At 59.0% G+C, this 25,725-nt stretch carries 19 protein-coding genes; 7 read left to right on the plus strand and 12 right to left on the minus strand.

Features of this window, described 5'->3' with window-relative positions; all coding sequences use genetic code 11:
- The first annotated feature begins 7 nt into the window (after positions 1–7).
- The gene (locus tag PMI27_RS14565) at positions 8–733 is read left to right on the plus strand and encodes a 4'-phosphopantetheinyl transferase family protein (RefSeq protein ID WP_202962620.1); all 726 of its coding nucleotides are present in this window, start codon (positions 8–10) and stop codon (positions 731–733) included.
- A 129-nt stretch (positions 734–862) separates the two neighbouring features.
- On the opposite strand, the gene PMI27_RS14560 is transcribed toward PMI27_RS14565, so the two are convergent.
- Complete coding sequence (locus PMI27_RS14560; RefSeq protein ID WP_008147969.1) at positions 863–2,473, minus strand: ATP-binding protein; 1,611 nt, start codon at positions 2,471–2,473, stop codon at positions 863–865.
- On the minus strand, positions 2,470–3,183 hold the full coding sequence (locus PMI27_RS14555; RefSeq protein ID WP_008147968.1) for a winged helix-turn-helix domain-containing protein: 714 nt from the start codon (positions 3,181–3,183) through the stop codon (positions 2,470–2,472). Before PMI27_RS14555 ends, PMI27_RS14560 begins: the two co-directional genes overlap by 4 nt.
- Positions 3,184–3,922: 739 nt before the next feature.
- Between PMI27_RS14555 and PMI27_RS14550 the strand changes: the two genes are divergently transcribed.
- On the plus strand, positions 3,923–6,817 hold the full coding sequence (locus PMI27_RS14550) for a ribonucleoside-diphosphate reductase subunit alpha (protein ID WP_008147967.1): 2,895 nt from the start codon (positions 3,923–3,925) through the stop codon (positions 6,815–6,817).
- Positions 6,818–7,077: 260 nt separating this feature from the next.
- Here PMI27_RS14550 and flgE read toward each other — a convergent pair whose 3' ends face one another.
- From flgE to PMI27_RS14520, 6 genes are all read right to left on the minus strand, one after another.
- Complete coding sequence (flgE, locus tag PMI27_RS14545) at positions 7,078–8,370, minus strand: flagellar hook protein FlgE (protein ID WP_008147964.1); 1,293 nt, start codon at positions 8,368–8,370, stop codon at positions 7,078–7,080.
- A 31-nt stretch (positions 8,371–8,401) separates the two neighbouring features.
- Entirely contained in the window at positions 8,402–9,124 is a 723-nt protein-coding gene (flgD, locus tag PMI27_RS14540; RefSeq protein ID WP_008147962.1) for a flagellar hook assembly protein FlgD, read from the minus strand.
- Positions 9,125–9,139: 15 nt separating this feature from the next.
- Positions 9,140–9,583, minus strand: coding sequence for a flagellar basal body rod protein FlgC (gene flgC, locus PMI27_RS14535; RefSeq protein ID WP_007937507.1), 444 nt, complete (start codon positions 9,581–9,583; stop codon positions 9,140–9,142).
- 3 nt (positions 9,584–9,586) lie between these two features.
- Entirely contained in the window at positions 9,587–9,994 is a 408-nt protein-coding gene (gene flgB / locus PMI27_RS14530; RefSeq protein WP_008147960.1) for a flagellar basal body rod protein FlgB, read from the minus strand.
- A 360-nt stretch (positions 9,995–10,354) separates the two neighbouring features.
- On the minus strand, positions 10,355–11,182 hold the full coding sequence (gene cheR / locus PMI27_RS14525) for a protein-glutamate O-methyltransferase CheR (RefSeq protein WP_008147958.1): 828 nt from the start codon (positions 11,180–11,182) through the stop codon (positions 10,355–10,357).
- Between the two features lie 46 nt (positions 11,183–11,228).
- Entirely contained in the window at positions 11,229–12,161 is a 933-nt protein-coding gene (locus PMI27_RS14520) for a chemotaxis protein CheV (RefSeq protein ID WP_008147956.1), read from the minus strand.
- Positions 12,162–12,243: 82 nt separating this feature from the next.
- Here PMI27_RS14520 and flgA point away from each other — a divergent pair, with 82 nt between their 5' ends.
- The 4 genes from flgA to PMI27_RS14500 all read left to right on the plus strand — a co-directional run bounded on the left by flgA (position 12,244) and on the right by PMI27_RS14500 (position 14,837).
- Positions 12,244–13,005, plus strand: coding sequence for a flagellar basal body P-ring formation chaperone FlgA (flgA, locus tag PMI27_RS14515; protein ID WP_033053239.1), 762 nt, complete (start codon positions 12,244–12,246; stop codon positions 13,003–13,005).
- A gap of 150 nt (positions 13,006–13,155) precedes the next feature.
- On the plus strand, positions 13,156–13,482 hold the full coding sequence (gene flgM / locus PMI27_RS14510) for a flagellar biosynthesis anti-sigma factor FlgM (RefSeq protein WP_008147951.1): 327 nt from the start codon (positions 13,156–13,158) through the stop codon (positions 13,480–13,482).
- A 48-nt stretch (positions 13,483–13,530) separates the two neighbouring features.
- On the plus strand, positions 13,531–13,998 hold the full coding sequence (locus PMI27_RS14505; protein WP_008147949.1) for a flagella synthesis protein FlgN: 468 nt from the start codon (positions 13,531–13,533) through the stop codon (positions 13,996–13,998).
- Between the two features lie 92 nt (positions 13,999–14,090).
- Positions 14,091–14,837 carry a flagellar brake protein gene (locus PMI27_RS14500; protein WP_008147947.1) on the plus strand — a complete coding sequence of 249 codons (747 nt, stop codon included), beginning with the start codon at positions 14,091–14,093 and terminating at the stop codon, positions 14,835–14,837.
- Between the two features lie 72 nt (positions 14,838–14,909).
- On the opposite strand, the gene PMI27_RS14495 is transcribed toward PMI27_RS14500, so the two are convergent.
- The 4 genes from PMI27_RS14495 to PMI27_RS14480 all read right to left on the minus strand — a co-directional run bounded on the left by PMI27_RS14495 (position 14,910) and on the right by PMI27_RS14480 (position 20,082).
- Positions 14,910–16,274, minus strand: coding sequence for an MFS transporter (locus PMI27_RS14495; protein ID WP_008147946.1), 1,365 nt, complete (start codon positions 16,272–16,274; stop codon positions 14,910–14,912).
- Between the two features lie 71 nt (positions 16,275–16,345).
- Positions 16,346–17,587, minus strand: coding sequence for a glutamine synthetase family protein (locus PMI27_RS14490; RefSeq protein ID WP_177327862.1), 1,242 nt, complete (start codon positions 17,585–17,587; stop codon positions 16,346–16,348).
- Positions 17,588–17,788: 201 nt separating this feature from the next.
- On the minus strand, positions 17,789–18,481 hold the full coding sequence (locus PMI27_RS14485) for a sensor histidine kinase (protein ID WP_008147944.1): 693 nt from the start codon (positions 18,479–18,481) through the stop codon (positions 17,789–17,791).
- Positions 18,478–20,082: a tetratricopeptide repeat-containing response regulator gene (locus PMI27_RS14480; protein ID WP_008147943.1), complete on the minus strand. Its 1,605-nt coding sequence runs from the start codon at positions 20,080–20,082 to the stop codon at positions 18,478–18,480. Before PMI27_RS14480 ends, PMI27_RS14485 begins: the two co-directional genes overlap by 4 nt.
- A gap of 380 nt (positions 20,083–20,462) precedes the next feature.
- Here PMI27_RS14480 and PMI27_RS32260 point away from each other — a divergent pair, with 380 nt between their 5' ends.
- A complete protein-coding gene (locus PMI27_RS32260; protein WP_008147942.1) occupies positions 20,463–25,478 on the plus strand; it encodes a calcium-binding protein in 5,016 nt (1,671 codons plus the stop codon).
- Positions 25,479–25,725 lie beyond the last annotated feature (247 nt).

Here is a 25,725-nt window from a genome sequence, read left to right on the forward strand (position 1 = left end):
GCCCCACATGAATCGCGCCCCCGCCCTACCCGTCTGTTGTACCCCACTCGATGCCCATTGGCCGCTGCCGTTTGCGCTGCCCGATACGGTGCTGTTGAGCACTCACTTCGATACCTCGCAACTGGCCAGCGATGATTTCCAACGCAGCGCCATCGAGCCACCACCCACCATCCAGCGTTCGGTCGCCAAGCGTCAGGCGGAGTTCCTCGCCGGGCGGGTTTGCGCTCGGGCGGCGTTGCAACAGTTGGAAGGGCTGAACTTCATCCCGGCTATCGGCGAGGACCGGGCACCGGTATGGCCGACGCACATCACGGGCTCGATTACCCACAGCACCGGCCGGGCCTCGGCGATTGTCGCGAAGAAAACCCACTGGCGCGGCTTGGGGATGGACCTGGAAAACCTGCTTAACCCTGAACGGGCCGAGCGACTGGCCGGGGAAATCCTCACCCCGCCAGAGTTGCAACGCATGACCGCCGGCCGTCGCGATCAGTTGGCGATGCTGGTAACCCTGACGTTTTCGGTGAAGGAAAGCCTGTTCAAGGCGCTGTATCCGATCGTTCAGCAGCGCTTCTATTTCGAGCACGCTGAAGTGCTGGAGTGGACCGAGAGCGGTGAAGTGCGGCTGCGGTTGCTGACTGATCTGTCCAGTGAGTGGTGCAATGGCACTGAGCTGGATGCGCAGTTTGGGGTCTTTGATGGGCAGTTGTTGAGTCTGGTCAGTATCAAGGCCTGAAGGCTTTTAGCGTCTCCAATGACGCCATCGCGGGCAAGCCTTGCTCCTACATCACACACTCCGCATTCGCCACAAAACCCGTAGGAGCAAAGCTTGCTCGCGATGAGGCCAGAACAGACACCAACAATCTCAACGCTTCTCCTGATTCCTCGGCCAACTCAAACTGAAACACGCCCCGCCCAGGCTTTTGCTCTTGCTGATCAACGCCCGGCCATCATGCCAATGGATGATTCGCCGCACGATGGACAACCCCAACCCATGCCCACCGGAGGCGCGGGTACGGCTGTCGTCGAGGCGCAGGAATGGCGTGAAGATCTTCTCCCAGGCCGTTTCCGGCACGCCCGGTCCGTCATCCTCGACATCCACTCGACAGCGCTGCTGCCCGACCTGATAGCTGACGGTCACCCGTGATTGAGCGTGGCGCATGGCGTTGCTCACCAGGTTCTGCAACGCCCGGTGCAGGTAACGCGGCTCGGCCTCGACCCACGCGTCGTCGTTGTCCGCGGCGGACAGGCACAAACCGCGCTGCACCGTGACCTCGGCGCGTAACGGCGCCAGTTCTTCGATCACCTGATTGACCAACGCATCCAGATCGATCCACTGAAAATTCAATGCCGGTGAACCCTGCTCCAGCCGTGCGTAGGTGAGCATCTCGTCCACCAGGCGATCGAGATCTTCGATGTCGTGGTCCATGCCTTCACAGTATTTTTCCAACGCCTGCGGCGTGGTGGCCGAGCCGATCATTTCCAGACCAAAACGCAACCGCGCCACGGGTGTGCGCAGCTCATGAGACACGGCGCGCACCAGCTCACGCTGAATCGCCAGCAACTGCTGCAAGTGCTCGGCCATGCCGTTGAACGCCGACGCCAGCCGTCCCACCGAGTCCGCACCGCGTGCCGGCACGCGGGTTTCCAGGCTGCCCTTGGCGATGCGCGTGGCGGCCGCTTCCAGGCCACGCAAGCGGCGCTCAAGTTGCCGTACCAACAAATAGACGATCAAACCGATCAGGCTCAAACCCAAGGCGGCGATCAGCACCAGCCACTCCGGCGGATAAGGATTCATCTGATACAACGGGCCGATTTCCAGCACCCACGGCGTACCGACCATGCCGGCAAACACCCGGATCGAATCGCCGCCCTTGCCCAGCGCCATCACCGTGTCACCCTCGGACACCCGGCGACTCTGGTCCTCGTCCATGTCCGCCTGTTCGATCGTCACCAGCCGCAAGTCGAAACCAAACCCTTTATCGCGCTTCAACTGCGCCAGGCGCTCGGGTTGCTCGGCCACCGGGTAGCGCACCAGTTCATCGGCCAGCAGGTAAATAGTCGCCCGGGCCAGTTGTTCGCTGATTTGCTGGACTTCGCCGGTCAGCACCAGCTGTTCCTTGTCGCTGACCAACCGGTAAACCTTCGCCGCGTGCGGACCGGTCTGTTCCACCAGCGCCTGACCGCGCAGCACGCGGGTGCGCTGGGTGAGGTCGAGGTCGGTCTGGGCAAAGGTCTTCAGCGCCAGAGGAATCCCCAACAACCGCTCCCACACCAGCAAGGCACGGTGGCGCTCGGTTTCGTTCATCGGGTTCAGATTGTCGGCCATCAGCGAGAACGTGCCGTGGGCCAGGCGTTCGCGGTATTGCTCGCCGCGCACCTGGTTAAGCAGGTGCAAGGCCAGTACGCCGAGAACCGCCACCAGAATCAGCGCCGCGCACATGCCACCGTAAATGCGCAGGAAGATAGAGTTCACAGCGCGCAGGCTTCCGGAACGAACAGATAACCTTTGCTGCGGATGGTCTTGATCAGCCGTGGATGCTCCGGGTCATCGCCGATTTTGGGGCGAATGCGCGAGATGCGCACGTCGATGGAACGGTCCTGGCCGTCATAGCCAATGCCGCGCAGCGCGGTGAAAATCTCTTCCCGGGACAGGATGCGCCCGGCGTTGGCCACCAGCAGCCAGAGCAGGTCGAACTCGGCGCTGGTCAGTTCGATGCCGTTGTCGTTCAGCCAGGCTTCGCGCAATGCGTTGTCGACCACCAAGGGACCGAACTGCAGACGCCGTTGTTTTTCCGGCGCCACTTCCGGGGCTTCACTGCGTCGCAACAGGGCCTGGATGCGCGCCAGCAAAAGACGGGGGCGAACCGGCTTGCACACGTAGTCGTCGGCGCCCAGGTCAAGGCCAAGAATCTGATCGGTGTCGTCGGTGCGGGCGGTGAGCATCAGGATCGGGCCGTCATACTTGTCACGGACCTTGCGGCAGATGCTCAGGCCATCTTCGCCCGGCAACATGAGGTCGAGGATCACCAGGTCCGGCTTCTCCTTGATGATCCGTGCCGCGGCCAAGGCGCCGTTACCCTCGATCGATACGCACAGACCATTGGCTTCCAGGTAGTCGCGGGTCAGTTCGGCCAGACGCTGGTCGTCCTCGACAATCAATACCTGCCAGTTGTCTTGCTCCACGGTGACCTCTGCTTGCCAACAACACTTAATAAGGAAGGATCCGCCCGTCTTTTTGTAATGATTGGGGAGGATAAGAATGCGTACGCATTGGCCGATTGTATAAACGCCACTCGCCAAGAACACAAGCCGGTAAATGCGTTCGGACAACGCGGTTTTTTGTGATAGGGTTCGCGCCCTTAAAAACCCGAGCGACTGTTTTCAATCAGCGAAAATCAGTGAAAAACGGTCCGCTCCAGCTAGGTCGCGGCCTACACGCTCGTTCCACGTTTCACACACAATTTACGCACAGGTTTATCCACAGGTAGTACGTTGCAACACCCCCCAAAACGCATTATCTTGTACCCCGGCGCCAAAAAAACCCTACATGTAGGGTTTTGCACCAAAAACCAAACACAAACCGGATACCGATTTCAAGCGCTTTTATTGCCTCTTTCCGGTTGAACCAAACGTATTTTCGAAAGACCAAACCGCGCGTGCGGATGGCTACTGTTTTTGAGCCCGAAACGGCGATAACGGTACGGGTGTTGCAGTCAATTACTGTCACCCAACAGGATCCCGGTTTCAGGTTCAAGGCCTGGGACCAAAGACTTCGGCATGGAAGCGGCGCCCCAATAGCCCCTTCCTGATCTGTCCCGAAGTTGGTATGCCCGGCCCCTCGCCGGTTGTAGTGCTTCAGGACGGAACGGTGGGCACCCAGATGGTGCCCAAACAAACATAGAGAATGTGGAGACAACCCCCCATGCAAACCGACACAACTCGCGAGAACCCGCAGGGCACCTTGCCGCAGGCCGCAGATTCGACTTCGGATCTGTCCGCCACCGCGCCTGGTCAACTGCGCGTGATCAAGCGTAACGGCACTGTCGTTCCTTACACCGATGACAAGATCACCGTCGCCATCACCAAAGCGTTTCTCGCAGTTGAGGGCGGCACCGCTGCCGCTTCGTCGCGAATCCACGACACCGTTGCCCGTCTGACCGAACAAGTCACCGCGACCTTCAAGCGCCGCATGCCCTCGGGCGGCACGATCCACATCGAAGAAATCCAGGACCAGGTCGAACTGGCCCTGATGCGTGCCGGCGAGCAGAAAGTGGCGCGCGACTACGTGATCTACCGTGACGGTCGCTCGAAAGAACGCGCCGCCCACGCACCGGCAGAGGAAGCAGTCAACGCTCACCCGTCGATCCGCATCACCCGCGCCGATGGCACCTTTGCTCCTCTGGACATGGGCCGCCTGAACACCATCGTCACCGAAGCGTGCGAAGGCCTTGCAGAAGTCGACGGCGACCTGATCCAGCGCGAAACCCTGAAAAACCTGTACGACGGCGTGGCCCTGACCGACGTCAACACCGCGTTGGTGATGACCGCCCGTACGCTGGTCGAGCGTGAGCCGAACTACTCGTTCGTGACCGCCCGCCTGCTGATGGACACCCTGCGTGCCGAAGGCCTGAGCTTCCTGGAAGTCGCCGAAAGCGCGACCCACCACGAAATGGTCGACCTGTACGCCAAGGCCCTGCCTGCCTACATCGCCAAGGGCATCGAATTCGAATTGCTGAACCCGGTCCTGGCGACCTTCGACCTGGAAAAACTCGGCAAGGCAATCAACCACGAGCGCGATCAGCAGTTCACGTACCTGGGCCTGCAAACCCTGTACGACCGTTACTTCATCCACAAGGACGGTATCCGCTTCGAACTGCCGCAAATCTTCTTCATGCGCGTGGCCATGGGCCTGGCGATCGAAGAGAAGAACAAAGAAGACCGTGCGATCGAGTTCTACAACCTGTTGTCGTCCTTCGACTACATGTCGTCGACCCCGACCCTGTTCAACGCCGGTACTCTGCGTCCACAGCTGTCGAGCTGCTACCTGACCACCGTTCCGGATGACCTGTCGGGCATCTACCACGCGATCCACGACAACGCCATGTTGTCGAAATTTGCGGGCGGCCTGGGCAACGACTGGACTCCGGTTCGTGCACTCGGTTCGTACATCAAGGGCACCAACGGCAAATCCCAGGGCGTTGTTCCGTTCCTGAAAGTAGTGAACGACACCGCCGTCGCCGTTAACCAGGGTGGCAAGCGCAAAGGCGCTGTCTGTGCCTACCTGGAAACCTGGCACATGGACATCGAAGAGTTCATCGAACTCCGTAAGAACACCGGTGATGATCGTCGTCGTACCCACGACATGAACACAGCCAACTGGATCCCTGACCTGTTCATGAAGCGCGTCTTCGATGACGGCAAGTGGACCTTGTTCTCGCCGTCCGAAGTGCCGGACCTGCACGACCTGACTGGCAAGGCCTTCGAAGAGCGTTACGAGTACTACGAAGCCCTGTCCGAGTACCCGGGCAAGATCAAGCTGTTCAAGACCATCCAGGCCAAAGACCTGTGGCGCAAAATGCTGTCCATGCTGTTTGAAACCGGCCACCCATGGCTGACCTTCAAAGACCCGTGCAACCTGCGCAGCCCGCAGCAGCACGTCGGCGTGGTTCACAGCTCGAACCTGTGCACCGAGATCACCTTGAACACCAACAAGGACGAGATCGCCGTTTGCAACCTGGGCTCGATCAACCTGCCGAACCACATCACCAACGGCAAGCTGGACACCGCCAAGCTGGAACGCACCGTGAACACCGCCGTTCGCATGCTCGATAACGTTATCGACATCAACTACTACTCGGTGCCACAAGCGAAGAACTCCAACTTCAAGCACCGTCCGGTCGGCCTTGGCATCATGGGCTTCCAGGACGCGCTGTACCTGCAGCACATTCCTTACGGTTCCGACGCTGCCGTCGAGTTCGCCGACAAGTCGATGGAAGCGGTCAGCTACTACGCGATCCAGGCTTCCTGCGACCTGGCTGACGAGCGCGGCGCCTACGAGACGTTCCAGGGTTCGCTGTGGTCCAAAGGCATCCTGCCGCTGGATTCGCAACAGATCCTGATCGAGCAGCGCGGCCAGAAGTACATCGACGTTGACCTGAACGAATCCCTGGACTGGGCACCGGTTCGTGCCCGTGTGCAGAAAGGCATTCGTAACTCCAACATCATGGCCATCGCACCGACCGCGACCATCGCCAACATCACCGGCGTATCGCAGTCGATCGAACCGACCTACCAGAACCTCTATGTGAAATCGAACCTGTCGGGCGAATTCACCGTGATCAACCCGTACCTGGTTCGTGACCTGAAGGCTCGCGGTCTGTGGGACTCGGTCATGATCAACGACCTGAAGTACTACGACGGTTCGGTGCAACAGATCGAGCGCATCCCGCAAGAACTCAAAGAGCTCTACGCGACTGCCTTCGAAGTGGACACCAAGTGGATCGTTGACGCGGCAAGCCGTCGTCAGAAGTGGATCGACCAGGCTCAATCGCTGAACCTGTACATCGCTGGTGCATCGGGCAAGAAGCTGGACGTGACCTACCGCATGGCCTGGTACCGTGGTCTGAAAACCACTTACTACCTCCGTGCCCTGGCCGCGACCAGCACCGAGAAGTCGACCATCAACACCGGCAAGCTGAACGCTGTTTCCAGCGGCGGCAACCACGGTGAAGATTCGGTCCTGGCAGCACCTGCCGGCCCTGCTCCAGTGCCGAAGGCTTGCGCCATCGACGAGCCGGATTGCGAAGCTTGCCAATAAGCTGAGCCGGTAGGCGCCGCAAGGCGCTTACTTGAAAACCCCCGATCAGTCCTCTGGATTGTCGGGGGTTTTCTTTTGCCTGCCTTTAAGGTCAAAAGATCGCAGCCTCGTTTCACTCGACAGCTCCTACAGGAAATTGTGATCCCCTGTAGGAGCTGTCGAGTGAAACGAGGCTGCGATCTTTTGATATTGATTCTGTCCGGTACAAAAAAGCCCCTCGATCGAGGGGCTCTTTGTGCAGCGCTTTCAGCCAACCCGCATCAGGTCATCTGAATGATGGTCTGCATGATGGTGCTTTGGGTGGAGATGGTCTTGGCGTTCGCCTGGTAGTTGCTCTGCGCCTTGATCAGGTCGACCAGTTCATTGGTCAGGTTGACGTTGGACTCTTCCAGGGAGTTGGAGTTGATCTCGCCCAAGGTACCGGTGTTCGGCGCATCGTAGCCCGGGATACCCGACGCATAGGTTTCTTTCCAGCTGGTGCCGCCTACCGGTTGCAAACCTTGTTCGTTGGTAAAGCTGGCGAGCGAGATCTGGCCGATGGGCTTGGTCTGGCTGTTGCTGAAGTTGGCCAGCATGACACCGCTGGTGTCGATGGTCAGGTTGGTGATCTGGCCGGTGGCGTAGCCGTTCTGCGAAGGAATCGAACGCGCGGTGTCAGCGTTGTATTGCGTGGTTTTGTCCATGGAGACCGTGATGACGCCGGAGGTCGCGCCGTTGCCTTTCCACACGCCATTGGTCACGGTACCCGGAACCCAACCAGTGACCTTCAAGTCAGGGCTGACAACCCCCGCAGTGGTGACGGAAACCAGTTTGCCTGACGAATCGAACGCCATGGTCGACGCGACAGGAGGTGTAACGGTTGGATCGCTACCATCCGGGTTGCGACCCTCGATCAGGGTGTAGGTGTTCCAGGTGTTGTCACCCGTCTTGACCATGTATTGATCCATGACGTGCTTGTTACCCTGGGTATCGTAAATCGGGGTACTGAACTGCTTGGTGAAAGATGCTTCCTTGGACGGGTCAAACGGATTGACAGTCTGGTCGATGATGGGAGCTGTGGAGTTCAGGTTGATCGTCGACGAAACCGTAGAGGTGTTTTTTGGCGCCAGGTTCGAAGTATCGATGCGCAGGTCAGTCAAAACGCCATTGAGGATCTTGCCATTGGCATCCACGCCATAACCCTGCAGACGCGCAGAGCCATCGCTATTGGTGACGTAACCGTCCTTGTCGACCTTGAACGTTCCGGAACGGGTGTAGGACATCGACCCGTTCTCGCTCAGCACGAAGAAGCCGGAACCGTTGATACCCATGTCCAGCACGTTACCGGTGTTGTTGATGTCGCCCTGGGTGAACTGCTGGGAAACGTTGGCCAGGCGCACGCCGTTACCGATGGTTTTGCTGCCCGAACCCAGCTTGGTGGCCGAGTAAACGTCTTCGAATTCCGCACGGGACGATTTGAAACCGGTGGTCGCGACGTTGGCGATGTTGTTGCCGGTCACGTCCAGTTGTTTGTTGGCTGCATAGAGACCGCTAAGGCCGATATTGAAAGACATATTCCACTCCTTTGTGCCGTGTTAGTCGGCTCTACATACCAATAGTTTGTACTTTGGACAGGGCGATGCTGCCGAGCCCGGCCAGGTTGAGCATCAACTCACCGCCCGTCTGGCTGATGGTCACGCTGTTGACGGTTGCTGGCAGGTACGTCACCAGCGAGGTCGCCTTGCCGTCGTAGGTCGCCGTAGCGCCGAAGGTATAGGTACCCGCCTTGGCCACTTCGCCTGCATCGTTTTTGCCGTCCCAGATGAAACTGGAAGTACCGGCGTTCTGGCTGCCCAGGCCGATGGTGCGGACAACCTTGCCATCGGCATCGGTGATCTTGACCGTGACCGGGTCCACCGACGCCGGTACGGCAATGGTGCCGTTGAAACTCTTGGAGGTATCGACCACCGCCGATCCGGCCGGTGCAATGACCGAACGCCCGACCAGCGACGACGCCTGCAATGCCTGGGACGAGTTGTAATTGCTCGCCAGGCCACTGACGGTGTCGTTGAGCGTGGTGATGCCTTCCAGGCTACTGAACTGCGCCAACTGGGCGACAAACGCACCGTTGTCTTGCGGCTCCAGCGGGTTCTGGTTTTTCAGTTGCGTTACCAGCAACTGCAGGAACGCGTCCTTGCCCAGGGCCTTGTTGCCGGTGGCGCTGTTCGTCGCCGACGCCAGGCCGTCGGCACTGGTGCTGGTCTTGATCGAGGAGTTGGCCAGGATGTCCTTGAGGCTCAAACTACTGGTGGTATCAGTAACACTCATCTGAGTCGCCCCTTATCACTGACCGAGGGTCAGGACCTTCTGCATCATGGTTTTGGCGGTGTTCATCATTTCGGCGTTGGTCTGGAACGAACGGCTCGCGGAAATCATGTCAGCCATTTCTTCCACCACGTTGACGTTCGGGTAGTAGACGTAGCCCTTGGCGTCGGCCGCCGGATGGTTCGGCTCGTAGCGCGCCTCAAGGTTGCTCTGGTCTTCGACCACGCCCAGCACTTGCACGCCTTGACCGGCGGCGTCCTGGTTCTGGAACAGCGAGTCGCTGCCGCCGCTCTGGCCGCCCTGGAACATGGTGGCGAATACCGGGTGCCGTGCACGGTAGGTCTGGTCGATGCTCGACGAGACGGTCTCGGCGTTGGCGATGTTACTGGCGACGGTGTTCAAGCGAGTGGTCTGGGCACTCATGCCGCTACCGGCAATGTTGAAAACACTGGATAGAGACATGACTTACTCTCCACGAAGGGCTGACACCAGCCCTTTGAATTTGCTGTTGAGCAGGGTGAAGCTGGCCTGGAAGTTGACCGCGTTTTCCGCGTAGTTCGACTGTTCCAGCTGGGCGTCCACGGTGTTCTGGTCGATCGACGGTTGCATCGGCGTGCGATACATCAGCGACTCGTCACCATTGCCCAGGCCTTCGGCTTCGATATGACGGCTGTTGGTCATGTTCAAGGCGAAAGATCCGCTCTTGGTCTTCTCGTTCTGTGCGGCGAGCACTTTGGAGAAGTCCAGATCCCGAGCCTTGTAGTTCGGGGTGTCGGCGTTGGCGATGTTGTTGGCCAGGACTTCAGCACGCTGGGCGCGGAAGCCCAAGGCTTGTTCGTGGATACCGAGCGCTTTATCGAAGCTGATGCTCATGTCGGAAACCTTTGGGTGACCTGATTTTTCGTAACAGGGACATAGCAAGCGTCGTGCCAATTCAAAAAAGCCCATAAACCGGGGCTTTGCGGGCAGTGGCAATGTGGCAATGCCAGAAAAGCGGCAACCGATTTCCGCCGCCTGCCGCTTTTCTGCCGCTTTCCCCTGGGCAACACCTATCCCCTGTAGGAGCATGGCTTGCCCGCGATGGCGGTGTGTCAGACAACATCATCATTGACTGACACACCGCCATCGCGGGCAAGCCATGCTCCTACAGGTGTTGCAGCGCCTATGAGGAATGAGCAGGCATAAAAAAACGGGAGCCCCTGAGGTCTCCCGTTTTTTGATGACGCCAACGAATCACTTCGCCTGGTAAATGATCCCCGGGCTGCACTGGACCATCTGGTAATGATCCGGCAAACCGTTCAGCGCCTCGGAAGCACCGAGGAACAGATAACCGCCCGGCTTCAATGTGCTGTGAATACGCAACAGGATGTCTTTCTTCACCTCCGCGGAGAAGTAGATCAGCACGTTGCGGCAGAACACGATGTCGAACTTGCCGAGGCTCGCGTAGCTGTCCAGCAGGTTGAACGAGCGAAACTCCACCCGGCTCTTGATCGGCGCCTTGATGGCCCAGCGCCCCGGCCCTTTCGGGTCGAAGTATCGTTGAAGGCGCTCGGGCGACAGGCCACGGCCGATGGCCAGGCTGTCGTACTCGCCGGTCTTGCAGTTGGTCAGCATGGTACCGGACAGGTCGGTGGCAACGATCTGCACGCCCATCTTCAACTGGCCCATGTTCACGCGCTCGAACTCATCGATCGACATCGACAGCGAATACGGTTCCTGACCCGACGAACAGGCCGCCGACCAGATCCGCAGACGCTGGCCAGGGGCGGCCTTGATCGCTGCGGGCAGCACCTTGTTCTTCAAGACTTCAAACGGATAGGTGTCACGAAACCACAGGGTTTCGTTAGTGGTCATGGCATCCACCACCATCTCGCGCAAACCGCTGCGCGGCTGGGTCTGGATGCGCTGGACCAGCTCACCCAGGGACTTGATGCCTTGCTGTTCCATCAGTTTGTTGAGACGGCTCGAGACCAGGTATTGCTTGTTTTCACCGAGCAAAATGCCACAGGCTTTTTCCAGGAAGACCCGGAACTGTTCGAAATCCAAATTACCCGTAGACAAAGATACCGCCTCTTAAATCGTATTAACCGTTAGGGGCAAAAGGCCCCTAGCTGATGTCTGCTGCTTTGATCCGGTTGACTACCCGGGATGCCAGGTCATCAGGACGGAATTTGGCAAGGAAGTCATCGGCACCGACCTTCTTGACCATCGCCTGATTGAACACACCCGACAACGAAGTATGCAGGATGATGTGAAGCTTTTGCATGCGAGGGTCGTTGCGGATCTCGGCCGTGAGGGTGTACCCGTCCATCTCCGGCATCTCGATGTCGGAAATCATCATCAGGAACTCTTCTTCCGGCTTCTTGCCCTCGTCGACCAGCTTGCGCAAGTAATCCAGCGCTTGCCGACCGTCGTTCAACGCCACCACTTCGACACCGACCGTCTGCAGGCAACGGGTCACCTGCTTGCGCGCCACCGACGAGTCATCGACCGTCAGTACTCGCAAAGAGAGCGCCTTGTGCTGGGTTTCGACATCCACCACGCCGACGGAAATCGCTTCCGGTGTTGGCGCCACTTCTGCCAGCACTTTCTCGACGTCGATGATTTCGACTAACTGATTGTCGACCCGAGTCACAGCCGTCAGGTAATGATCGCGTCCCGTGCCCTTGGGTGGCGGATGAATCTCCTCCCAGTTCATGTTGACGATGCGTTCCACTGACCGCACCAGGAAACCCTGGGTCTTGGTGTTGTACTCCGTGATGATCACGAAGGGATTGCTTTGATCTTTCAGCGCGCCGGAGCCGGTCGCCATCGCCAGATCAAGAATCGGAATGGTCGCCCCCCGAATATTTGCCACACCGCACACGACAGGACTGGATTTTGGCATCAGCGTCAGTTTGGGGCATTGCAGCACCTCCCGAACCTTGAACACGTTGATCCCATACAGCTGCTGGCCGTCGAGACGGAACAACAACAGCTCAAGGCGATTCTGCCCTACCAGTTGCGTGCGCTGGTTTACCGCATCCATTACACCAGCCATGCACAGACTCCTACACCAACGCTTAAGTGTGTTGCGACGCGCATTCATCACTAAACGGCACGGCGCTTGCTTTTTAACTCTTATGAACACAGAACCGACATTTTTCCGACGCCTGACATCAAACGCCCGCAAATTGCTTTGCGCGGTGTCGGCTGTCTGCCTGTTCAACGCTGGCTGCCCTGCCCTTGCTGACGCGGTTACCTTGCCTGACATGCTTATCGGCGTCACCCAGGGCTTTCTTGAATTCACCGTAGAAGACTATCTGGCCACCAGTCAAACGGAAGGCCGCTACGAAATCGAGGTCAAGCAGCTCGATCCGCGGCTGCGCATGCCCATGTGCGACAAGGAATTGACAGCGTCCCTGGAGAGCCCCGCCACGCCGCTCGGCCGGGTTACGGTCAAGGTTCGCTGCGAGGGCGCGTCACCCTGGATGGTCTTCGTACCCGCTCAAGTGCGCCTGTTTCGCGACATTGTGACCACCACGCGCCCGCTGCGACGCGCCGGTATCGTCGAGCCCCAGGATGTGACCCTGCGCGAGCGTGACATCAGCCTGATCAGCCAGGGTTACCTGACTTCCGTCGACCAGGCGATCGGGCAGAAACTTACCCGACCAATGGTCGCCAACCAGGTCATGACCCAGGTGCACATGGAACAGGCAGAAGTCATCAGCAAGGGCGACCAGGTGGTGATTACCGCCCGCAGTGGAACGCTGAGCGTGCGCATGCCGGGTGAAGCGCTGTCCAACGGCGGCTTGCGCGAACAGATCCGGGTGAAAAACCTCAACTCCCAGCGGGTCATCAAGGCGCAAGTCATCGCGCCCGGCCAGGTGGAAGTCGCCATGTAGAACACTGGCGCGCCACTCGACTGTTCCCTAGACTGTGCCCTATGCAGGGCAAGCGTTGACGCGCGCAAGCTCATTGATAATTGGGCCTAAAGTTTTTCCGGGTATGGCCGAAAACATGGCAAGCGTCCAAATACCCAGAGGTTTTTTGTCATGGTCATCGATTTCAGCCGTTTAAACAGTTCCTCGTCACTTACCGGTAGTACACGTACCAGCACCGCGAAGGAAACCGCCGAAGCCGGCAAGCCCGCACCGCTGAATACCCCGGCCGAACAGGCCAGTACCGTCAAAAGCGGGGAATCGGTACATCTCAGCAATGAGGCTCAACAGTTGCAGAAGGTCACTGACAAGCTGCGCGATCAGCCTGCCGTCGACAACGCCCGCGTGGCCGAGTTGAAAGCAGCGATTGCCGATGGCAGCTACAAAGTCGACAGCAACCGTGTAGCCAGCAAACTGCTCAACTTCGAAGCCCAGCGCTAGGCCAACGCCTGCGCCAGGCTTTTGGACGCTTAAAACCCAAGGCCAGCCATGCACGACACTAATTTACTGCAACTGATCACCGACGATTTCGCTCCGGCACAGCACTTGCTGGAGTTACTGCAAACCGAGTCCCTCGCCTTGCACGGTCGCGACATGCCACTGCTCGAAGAGATTCTGGCGCAGAAACAGGCATTGATCATTTTGCTCGATCAGCATGGCCGCAAGCGCAGTGAAATCCTCGCCAGCCTCAACCTGCCGACCAATCGCAACGGCCTGGAGCAACTTGCCAGCCATTCGAGCATTGGTGATCAGCTGTTGGAGCAGAGCGACGTATTGACCGACCTTCTGGATCAGTGCCAGGCAGCCAACATCAAGAATGGCCAGTCAATCCTGGTGCAACAGGCCGCGACGGCCAATCAGCTGAAAATCCTCAACGGCGGCGAGCCGCCAGCGCTCTACGATGCGCGCGGATCAACCTCCACGCTTGCGAAGCCACGCCCGCTCAGTCAGGCTTGAGCCTGCTGAAAAGCGCGCACTATCAAGACGCGTAACATACTGGCAATATGCTGGCCAGTCGTAGTCATATTTTGCCTGGAGATTGATGAACCGTGTTCAATGCCTTAAGCGCGGAAGATGCTCCGCAGCCACCCAAGGTGCTCACCACGCCGTTGGAGATCTCCGGCAACCTGCGCCAGCTGCAAGACAGCCATGATCCGCTGATCATCACGTTCCATGAGCGCAACCAGCGCTTCCAGAGTTATCTGGTGGACATTGACCGTGACAGCAACATGATTGCCCTGGACGAAATGATTCCCCGCGATGGTGAACGCTTTCTGCTCGCCGGCGAACCGTTCAAGGTCGAAGGCTTTCACGACGGCGTACGTATTGCCTGGGAAAGCAACGGCCCGTTGACCATCGACGAATCCGGTGGCGGTCGCTGCTACCGTGGCGCCCTGCCTACCGAGGTGGTTTACCACCAGCGTCGTAATGCATTCCGCGCAGCATTGAAGCTGGCACAACTGGTCAACGTCGATCTGGGCGGTGAAAAGCTCAAGTCGCCGATCAGCGGCAAGCTATTGGACATCTCCGCCACCGGCTGCAAGTTGCGCTTCGAAGGCGACATCACGGGCAGCCTGCAACTGGGCCAGGTCTATGACCGCTTCATCGCCGCCCTGCCCTTTGGCAACATGACGGCGCCGGTCGAGCTGCGCTACCTGCACTTCGAAGAAAGGATCTCCACCACCTTCGCCGGCGTGCGCTTTCACAACATGAGCGGGCTGGTGCAGCGGCAGGTCGAACGGTTCGTCTATCAGCTTCAGCGCGAAGCGCGGCGCTTCGACAAAGACGACATGTAATAAGACGCTTCAATAGAAAACGGGCAGTCCCTTGCGGTGACTGCCCGTTTTTTTATGCGTTGTTTTTATGCGTTATGGCCTGGCCTCGGTAAAACTTTGTTCGCGAGGTGCATCAGGGTCTTCGGGTGTCGGATCGGTTTCGGGCTCTGATTCAGGTTCCGGCTCAGGGTTGATCGGGTTCTGCATCTGATCCTGAACCACCTGCTCATCGACCCGTGGGTCAAGGCAAGCCACCAACGGCGAACTCGACATACTGTCCGGCATGGCGACGTGATGCAGCGGTGCATCGTCCACCACATGCAGGTTGGTCACCGCTTTCGGGCGAATCCGCCACACCAGCACCAACGCGAAGAAACTGAAGAAGGCATAGAGCATGTGGCTGCCGAACAGCTTCATCAGCACCCCGGCCACCAGCGGTCCGATACTGGCGCCAACACCGTAGGTCACCAACAGCATCGCCGTCAGGGACACCCGGCGATCACCCTCGACGTGGTCGTTGGAGAATGCCACCGCCAGCGGATACAGGCAGAACATCACCAGAGAACAGCAGAACCCAGTGATAAACAAAATCTCCAGCGGTACCTGTTGCATGATTGCCAGCGGCAACGCGGTCAGCGCCAGGACCAACGCAAAACAGCGGATCAACAGCGCCCGGTCATAACGGTCGGACAGCCAGCCCAACGGCCATTGCACAAGCAAGCCCGCAAAAATGCAGCTACCCATGAACAGACCGACCTGCTCCGTGGACAATCCCTGCTGTGAGGCATACAGCGGAGCCAGACCGTAGAACGAACCGATGATCAGCCCCGCTCCCAGCACCGTGCTCAACGACTGCGGCACGCGCTTGATGAAGAACCGCGGTTCCATCGGTGCCGGGTGCAACGGCGCCGGGTGAATCCGCCGGGTCAGGGCCACCGGCACCAGGCACAGCGCGAAGCACAAGGCGACCAGCATCAGCAGCTCAAGACCCAGGCCCGGGTGCATGACCAGAATCAACTGACCCAGCACCAGCCCCAGGTACGAGGCGATCATGTAGCCGCTGAATACCGTCCCGCGCTGCGAGGCTTCAGCCTGCTCATTGAGCCAGCTTTCGATGACCATGTATTGGCACATCATGCCGAGGCCGACGATGACCCGCAGGAAGATCCAGGCGGGCAACCAGTCCACCAGGCCATGGCCCAGCACCGCCGCACCGACAATCCCGGCGCAGGCCGAATAGGCGCGAATATGCCCGACCCGGGCGATCAACCGGTGGCCGATCTTGCCACCCAGCACCAGGCCGCAATAGTTGGCTGCCATCAACGCACCGACCCACAGGCTGTCGACATGGTCGGCGGCCAGGCGCAAGGCCAGGTAAGTACTCAACAGGCCAGAGCCGATCAACATCATCAGCGAGGCAAAATAAAGCGCTCGAAAGGGTTTCCAGATTTGGCGCATCGGCGTTCCGAGCGGCTCCTTGCAGTGAGTTTCAGGCTACCGACAAACGATAGCCTGATGTCGACGGATCGTCAGGCCTGGGCCGCTAAAACACGCCGCTCCCAGGGAGTAATTTCATCAAAGAAGCTGGTCAACTCCATGGTCTTCGAGGCGATGTAGCCTTCGATGAACTCCTTGCCAAACAGTTCCTTTGCCAATTGACTACGTTTCAGACGTTCAAGAGCCGCATGCAAGGTACACGGCAACGAAAGATTGTCCGGTACTTCAAATTCGCCCTGGATCGGCTCGCTCGGCTCCAGTTTGTGTTCAATGCCATACAACCCTGCGGCAAGGCTGGCGGCGATCGCCAGGTAAGGATTTGCATCAGCCCCCGGCAAGCGGTTCTCGACCCGACGAGCGGCGGGCGAACTCGCCGGAATACGCAATCCGGCCGCACGGTTGTCGTGGGACCAGCAGGCATTATTCGGTGATGCGAAGGGATGGCACAAGCGCTGATACGAGTTCACGTTCGGTGCGAACAACGCAGTGAAATCCGCCATGCCGGCCTGCTGACCCGCGATGAAATGACGGAAGGTCGCGGTCGGCTCACCCGCCTTGTCGCTGAACACGTTACGCCCGCTGCCGATCTCGATGATGCTCTGGTGAATATGCATCGAACTGCCCGGCGTGTGCGCCAGTGGCTTGGCCATGCAAACCACGCTCAAGCCATGCTTGAGCGCGACTTCTTTAAGCAGATGTTTGAACAGGAGTGTCTGGTCGGCCAGCAGCAGTGGGTCGCCGTGCAGCAGGTTGATCTCGAACTGGCTGACGCCCATCTCGTGCATGAAGGTATCGCGCGGCAAGCCCAGGGCCGCCATGCAGGCGTAGACTTCAGTGAAGAACGGCCGCAAACCATTATTGGAACTGATACTGAACGCCGAATGACCATCCTCCCGACGACCGTCCAGGCCCAGCGGCGGCTGGAACGGTTGAGTCGGGTCGGTATTGGGCGCGAAGACAAAAAATTCCAGCTCGGTCGCCACCACCGGTGCCAGGCCGAGGGCCGCGTAACGCGCGATCACGGCTTTGAGTTGGCCGCGGGTCGACAGAGACGAGCTTTCGCCGGTCAGCTCCTCAGCATCGCAAATGGCCAAGGCTCGCGGTTGCTGGCTCCACGGCAAGCGATGGATCTGTGCCGGGTCGGGCACCAGCGCCAGGTCGCCATCATCGCTGCCGTAAAAGCGCGCTGGCGGATATCCGCCCATGATGCATTGCAGCAGCACCCCCCGCGCCATCTGCAAACGCCGCCCCTCGAGAAAGCCTTCGGCGGTCATTACCTTGCCACGGGGTACGCCATTCAAATCCGGCGTGACACATTCGATCTCATCAATGCCCGTCAATCGCTCCGCGAATGAACTATGGCCATCGGTTGTCATGACGCAATCCTTTGTTGTTGTGCGAGCCGCGAACGGCGACCCGTACAAAATAGGCTCCACCTGTTCGGAATATCAAGCAGCAGCCAACAAAAAGACCCGTCAGGGGAGGTAAAGGCTGAACACCCCGCCGCCCAGCGGGCCGCCATTGCTGATTTCGGTGCGTCCGCCTACGCCGTTGCGCTGATGAAGTGCGGCAATCCGCCCGGCAAAGTACAGACCCAGGCCAGTGCTTCCGCTGCTGTGGTTGATGCCCTGCACGTAATCGGCCTGACGCTCGATCATCTCGGGTGGATAACCCTCGCCATCGTCGTTGACGGTCAGCACCAATTGCCCGGCTTCATCGCTGACGCTGATCAACACCGCGTGGCGGGCGTAACGAATGGCGTTGTTGATGCTGTTGCCCAGCACCGAAGCAATCAGCTCCCGGTCGAAGAAACCCAGAGGGCTCAGCGGGTCCACTTCATAGGTCGCCATGATGCCGCGACTGGCGAACACGTCCTGGTGGCAGGCCAATTGCGCTTCGATGAAGTCATCCAGTTCATGGTAGGCCGGTTGCAACGGCATCTGGTTGACGCCGAGTTTGTACAGCCCCAGCAACTGCACCAGCATGCTATTGAGGTGCGCGAACTCGAATTCGATTACACCCTGCTCCGGAGTGTGCTGCTGCGGATCCGGCAGGCGCGCCAACCATTGGCTGTGGGCCTGCATCACCATCGCCAGGGAATTCTTCATGTCGTGCACGGTGGAGGCAATCACCGTGGAAAAATCGAGTGCCTGTTCGCTGTTGTTCATTCGCCAAACGCCTTGCTTCGCAACTTCTGATAACGGGGAAAGCGCGCATCGGTGTCGGGCATCAGGCCGACCATTTTCAGACACGTCCGACATTCTTCCAGCTCCGCCGAAGGGACATTGGTGTCGGTGCCGTGCAGCAGCGACTGCGCCATGTTCAGCGCGATACTGATGTTCTTCGGTTGCAGCGCCAGGGCTTTGCGGAACACCTGCCGCGCCTCCACCAGGTTGCCGGTCTTGTACACCCGCACGCCCTGACGGTTGAGGTCCGCAGCGGCGTTGCCGGAGTTGAGGATGGTCGGATCGTCGGTCAACTTGGCGATGCCCTTCATCACCGTCGGGTCGTCGCCGTAGATTTCCGCGCAGTTTTTCAGCATCGAGGCACCGGCACTGGCCTGGCCGAGCATCTGCAGTTGCTTGGCCACCAGCAGCGCCGCTTCGGCGCTCATGAACTGTTCCATGCCATCGAGGCGCATCATCGCCTGCTCGGTAAGCTTCTCGGCGGTTTCGGCATCGTTGAGCAGCAGGCTGGTGGCTTTCATCAATCGCGCACGAATCTGCAGACCCGGGTCGGAAGGGTTTTCCTTGGCCACGGCACTCAGCGTCGTGTTGATTTCCAGTCGAGTCCGGGTATCCAGACCTTTTTCGCTACCTTTACTGATCAAGGCATGGGCCAGGCCGAGGTTGCTTTCCGCATCCTTGAAGCGCGACTGGGCACCTTGGGCCACCGCCTGGCGATAGGCCTTTGAAGCTGTTTCAAAATCTTCGTTGGTCATGGCCAACTTGCCCAACTGCGCTTGCCGGCGCACCGCCAGCGGCGACAAGCGAATCGCCTCTTCCAACACACTCTGCGCAGCCTTGGTGTCCCCTTCGGCGACCAGCACATCGGCCATGCCGTCGTAGAGCGCCGGCATCATCGGGAACACTTTCAGGGCTTTTTCGTAGACGCCTTTGGCTTGAGCGACCTGGCCACGCTTGAACAGCAATTGGCCCAGGCCGGCAAACGCCCACGGCAACGGTCGATCGGCAATGATGCTGTCATAGAGACGCTCCAGCGCCTCGTTCTGATTCAGGTCGCGCAAGGCATCGGCGCGGTAGCGCAGGCACAACGGCGAGTAGCGGATATCTTGCTTGCACAGGGCGATGCAGGCATTGAGTACTTCAACCGGTTTACCCCGGTCAAGGGCCTGCAGAATCGGCTTGAGCAAGGTCTTGCGTTGCTCCAGCCGCTCCAGGCGTTGAGCCAGGCCGGAACGGTTGAACGGTTTGGTCAGGTACGCATCGGGTTCGTGTTCCAACGCACTGAGCACCATCGCCTGACTGGTCTCGGCGGTGACCATGACGAACACGGCCTCATGGCTGATCAGCTTCTCGATCATCAGGTCTTCAAGCACCTGCTGGCCGTTCTTCTTGCCATCGCCCAGGTGAAAGTCCTGCAGGATGAAATCGTAGGCCTTCTGCGAACACATACGCAGCGCCTGTTCACCGGTGTCGGCGGTGTCGACATCCTTGACGCCCAGCTCGCGCAGCATGGACCTGACGGAACTGCGGAAATCCGAAAAATCATCGACGATCAAAAAACGCTTTTGGTGATACGACAGCATCGAAGATTTCCAGGCAATTTAAGAAGAAGAACCCAAAGGCAAATACACGGACGAGATCAGCTTCGCAGCCCCTTTCGGCGCGCAGATGATAGCCACAGCACAGCACGCGACCAAGCGTCGAGGCAGCCTCTTACGCTATCGCTTGCACAGTTATCGGCCGCAGCGCCATTCCCTGAAGGTTCAGCGAGCAATTGTCTGCTGGAGCTTTAGCACGGGCGCTGAAACAAAAAAATGGCTCATTGCCATTAATTGGCCATCTTGGTAAAAAGCTGAGCTTTTACTCGATTCTCCACTGCCCTTTTCATGCCGAGACGGGTAACCCCCAAAGAATTCGACAGTCGCGCGCACCTGTCGCGCCTGGTATTGCAAGGAAAAGGACTATGAGCACTTCGACCCCGGTCAATGGAAATCAAAAGGATTACACCTTCAGCAACGACGGTGAAAATCTCGTCGTCAGCCAAATCAGTGACAGCACACTCATTGCCAGTGGCAGTGAAGAACAAATCCTGACGTTTGACGACGGCACACTCACCGCCACCCGTGAGGTCGATACGGTCGTCGCCAGCGGCGAGGTCGGTGACGCTTATGTGACCGCGATGAGCGACGGGGGTTACGTGAGCGTCTGGTCGGTGAATAGCGACGATTTCGAAGGCATGGTGGTCAAGCGCTATAGCGCCGATGGCGAACTGCTGCAACGTACCAACATTGCTTCCACCGAGGTCGACGACCCCTCGGTAACGGCCCTGGCCAACGGCCAGTTCATCCTGGCCTGGACAACCGAAAACGACGCGACGGACGTGTCCACGGTGTTCACTCAGCTGTTCACCGCCAGCGGCGTGCAAAGCGGCAGCGCGGTCAAGGTCGCGTCCGCCAAACTCGAGCTTGAAGATGCCAAGGTCACCCTGCTCAGCGACACCAAGTACATTGTGACCTGGAATGAAACCCATGAAAGCGCTTCGGGTGACGAACTCGAAGACATCGCCGATATCAAGGCCGTGGTGTACACCAACGGCAAGGCAGGCGTGGTGCAAACCCTGGTCAAGGGCAATGCCGCCGACGGTGAGGCCGACGACATCAGCATCCTGCCGACGGGCAATGGCGGTTACTGGATGACCTACACCGTCGAGCATGCCCAAAAGAATGTCCAAGGCATCTACGAGTACACCTCCAAATTCCAGATCAGCCAGATCGGTGCAGATGGCAAAGTGGTCGCAGATTCCGCCCACACGCTGGACTCCATTACAAGCCTCTACAGCAACGCCTCGTACTTTGGCGTGACGGCGGTAACGGGCGGGTATGTCGTCAGTTGGGTAGACCAGAGCACAACCGGCATGAACCGCGTCACCTACACCCAGCATTACGACAGCCAGTTCAATGCAGTGGGTGATGAGGTTCAGATCGGCAGCAGCAACTCGGTTAATGGCTCCACGCTCACCGCACTGCCGGACGGAGGCTACCTGGTGGCCTGGAATGAATATGCCATGGGCGGCGCCCAGGTCTTGATTCAGCGTTTTGCCGCCGACGGCACGGCCAAGGATGTATCACCGATTCTGGTGGGCACCACTGGCGTAAGCGAACAACTCTGGGACAGCCCTGCGGTGACCGTTCGCCCCAATGGCACGATCGTTGTCAGCTGGGAAACCAATCAGCAAGGCATCGCTGACATTCACGTACAAAAAGTCAACGATGCCGGGCATCTGGTGGGCGCCAGCGACACCATGATCAGTGGCGATGATGGTAACAACACCCTGAACTGGAGCGGCACCGACGACGTCACCCTGGACGGTCGGGGCGGTACTGACACTGCGGTCCTGTCCGGCACGCTGGCGGAGCACACCTTTACTCTGGACGCGACGGGCAAACTGGTGGTCGACGCGGATCAATCCACCACGCTGGTCAGCGTGGAAAAAGTCAGCTTCGCCGACGGCAGCACTGTGACCCTCAGCGACGGCAAGGTTGCCAACGAAGACGGCGATGCGGTTTCCATGGAACCGGCTTCGACGGCATTAAGTGATGGCGGTTACGTGATTGCCTGGGAACAGGCCGGGCAGATCCACCTGCAGCAATACGACAAAAACCACAACCTGCTCAACGACCGCCTGCTCACTGATGTCACCGGTAGCAACCCAATCGTTGCCGCCTCCGCTGACGGTGGTTTCGTGCTGGGCTGGACGACCCCGGACCACACCTTGGTCGTACAGCCATTCGATAGCGAAAGCATTGCGCTTGGCAGCCCGTTGACGATCACTCCCACTGACAGCGACAACCCTAACGTCCACATTGACGATGCCGGTCTGACCGTACTGGGGAACGGCAATTACGTCGTGAGCTGGTCGGAGGAAATGCTCGAACAACTTGGCAACGGGACCAACGAGATTGGCTCGGAGCTGTTCGTACAGCTCTTCGACGGTAACACTCACCTGCCGATGGGTAATCCGGTCAAGGTCGATACAACCGTTCAGGACCGGGCCATTTATGCGTCCGAGCCGAGCGTATCGACCCTGGCCAACGGCGGCTTCGTCATTGCCTGGGAACGCGAGTACGACGCTGCCGACAACGTGGATGTCTACCTGCAACGCTTCAAGGCCGATGGCAGCAAGGATGGCGCCGCCGTACGGGTCAACACCACGGTAGCGGGCGAGCAATACGGCGCCGACGTGGCAACCCTCAACGATGGTAGCTACGTTGTGACCTGGGTCAGCGTCCAGTACGACAAGAACGAGAACCCCACCAGCGGCAACGTTTACCTGCAAAAATTCAACGCCAACGGCGTGAAAGTGGGCGGCGAAACCCTGGTCAACACTGCGACCAAGGAAATTCAGGGCGAGCCCGCGATCACAGCCCTCAAGGGCGGCGGTTTTGTCATCACGTGGGCCACCTCCGATGAAACGTCGCATGCGGCTGACGCCAATCTCTACGCGCAGATCTACGACAAGAATGGCGTTAAAATTGGCAGCCAGATGCTGATCACCAGCGATGATGATCGTGACCTGTTCCCAGTGGTCAATGCGACCGACGACGGCGGTTTCCTCGTGACTTGGGAAGAGTTGTCGCCCAACAATAGCAACAACTTCCAGGGTGATATCTACAGCCAACGCTTCGACGCCAACGGCAATTCCACCACGGTCACCGGCGATGCCAACGACAACACCCTGATCTGGAAAGGCGCGAAAGCCGTCCTGCTCAATGGCGAAGAGGGCAATGACAGCCTTCAGGGCGGTGCCGGCAACGACATCCTGCAAGGTGGCGCGGGCAATGACCGCCTCGATGGCGGCATTGGTGCCGACACACTGGTCGGCGGTAGCGGCGACGACGCCTACGTGGTCGACAACCTCAAAGATCAAATCATCGAAAATGTCAGCGAAGGGACCGATAAGGTCGAGTCGTCGATCAGCTGGACCCTGGGCAACAACCTGGAAAACCTGACCCTCACCGGTAACGCGGCAATCAATGGCACCGGTAACGCACAAGCCAACATTCTGAGCGGCAACAGTGGCAAAAACATCCTGACCGGCGGTGCCGGTGACGACACGATGGACGGTGCTGCCGGGGTCGACACGCTGATCGGCGGCAAGGATAACGACACTTACCTCGCCGACCTGATCACTCAGGGCCTCGGCAGCAAAGCCATCGCCGCCCTGCAAGACACCGTCACCGAAAACCTCAATGAAGGCACCGACACCGTGGTGCTGCGCATGGACCCGACAGTGGTCACTGCCTTCCAGGGCACCGCCACCGTGACCCTCGGCGCCAACCTGGAAATCCTCGACGCTCGCAACACCGGCGCACTGAACATCAACCTCAACGGCAATGCCGCGGCCAACGTTCTGACCGGCAATGACGGCAGCAACATCCTCAACGGCGGCGTGGGGATCGACACCCTGATCGGTGGCAAAGGCAACGACACTTACGTGCTCGACAACGTGGCGGAGCTGGCGCTGATTCAGGAACAGGCCAGCGAAGGCAACGACACGCTGCAAATCACCTACCGCAACGCCACCACCGTCGCGCAGACCCTCAACCTGACCGATTCCTCGCTGCACAACATCGAGAACATCACCGTCACCGGCACCGGCCTGTTCGACCTGGTGGGTAACGACCTGGGCAACACTCTGATCGGCAATGCTTCACGCAACGTCATCACCGGCGGTAGCGGCAATGACATCCTCAACGGCAAGGCCGGCGGCGACCTGCTGAGCGGTGGCGCGGGCAACGACACCTACTCCGTCTACAGCGACAAGGACGCGGTCGTCGAAACGGCTGACAGCGGCAACGACACCGTGCGGGTGGTGTCCTACGCCAAGAACAGCTACACCCTGGCCGACCATGTCGAAAACGCGATGGCCGATAACCTGCTGGCCTTCAACCTGACCGGCAACGCGCTGGACAACACCCTCACCGGCAATGTGGCCGCCAACCTGCTCGACGGTGGCCTGGGCGCCGACACCCTGATCGGCGGCAAAGGCAATGATGTCTATATCGTCGACAACCTCGACGACGTGGTGACTGAACTGCTCAACGAAGGCGTCGACACCGTCCGCTCATCCGTCGACTACACCCTGGCCGCCAACGTCGAAAACCTGACCCTGCTCGACGGTGCCACCCACGGCACCGGTAACGCGCTGAACAACCTCATCACCGGTAACCTGGCCGACAACACCCTCGACGGCGCTGCCGGCGTGGACACGCTGATCGGCGGCAAAGGCAACGACACTTACCTCGTCGACCTGATCACAAAGGGCCTCGGCAGCAAAGCCATCGTCGCCCTGCAAGACACCATCACCGAAAACCTCAATGAAGGCACCGACACCCTGGTGCTGCGCATGGACCCGACAGCGGTCACTGCCTTCCAGGGCACCGCCACCATGACCCTCGGCGCCAACCTGGAAAACCTCGACGCTCGCAACACCGGCGCACTGAACATCAACCTCAACGGCAATGCCGCAAACAATGAAATCTGGGGGAGCACGGGTAACAACACGATAAACGGTGGGGTCGGCAACGACGTCTTGCATGCCGGCAATGGCGGCAACAACGTGCTGATCGGTGGCGCAGGCTCGGACACCCTGTGGGGTGGCAGCGGCAACGACACCTTCAAGTTCAACGCGTTGACCGAGTTGGGCCTGGGAGAAAAACAGGACGTCATTTATGACTTTACCAGCGGCTCCGACAAGCTGGATTTCTCCGCTCTCAAGGGCTACACGCTTGTGTATGGCGAAGATTTCAGTGGCGCTGCCAACGAGCTTCGTTATGTAGCTGGTTCGGATGAGGGTGGCGACTACGTAACGCTCTACGGCAACAACAACGCCGATAACATTGCGGACTTCTCGATCAAGCTGGTCGGTATTTCAGCGGTGCATGGTGGTGATTTCATCGGCGTAGCCCTGGGGGACTAAGGGGTCACCCCCTCCAGAGGTCGGGTAAGAGTGCAACGCTCATGACCCTTTGATCCCGCCACCGTCCCATAGACGGTGGCGGGATTGCCTTCTCCGGGACTGCAGGTTTGACCGAGGTTGTATTCGGGTCATTCTGCTGTCGGTCCGGGTAAATAATTGAAGGGGTTATCGAAAAACGGGATTATCCTGACCTATTGAAGCGCGCCTTGACCCTCATTTGAATTTGAGGCGTTTACCCTCGCCGCCA

It is taken from the genome of Pseudomonas sp. GM41(2012), from assembly GCF_000282315.2.
Lineage (GTDB): Bacteria > Pseudomonadota > Gammaproteobacteria > Pseudomonadales > Pseudomonadaceae > Aquipseudomonas.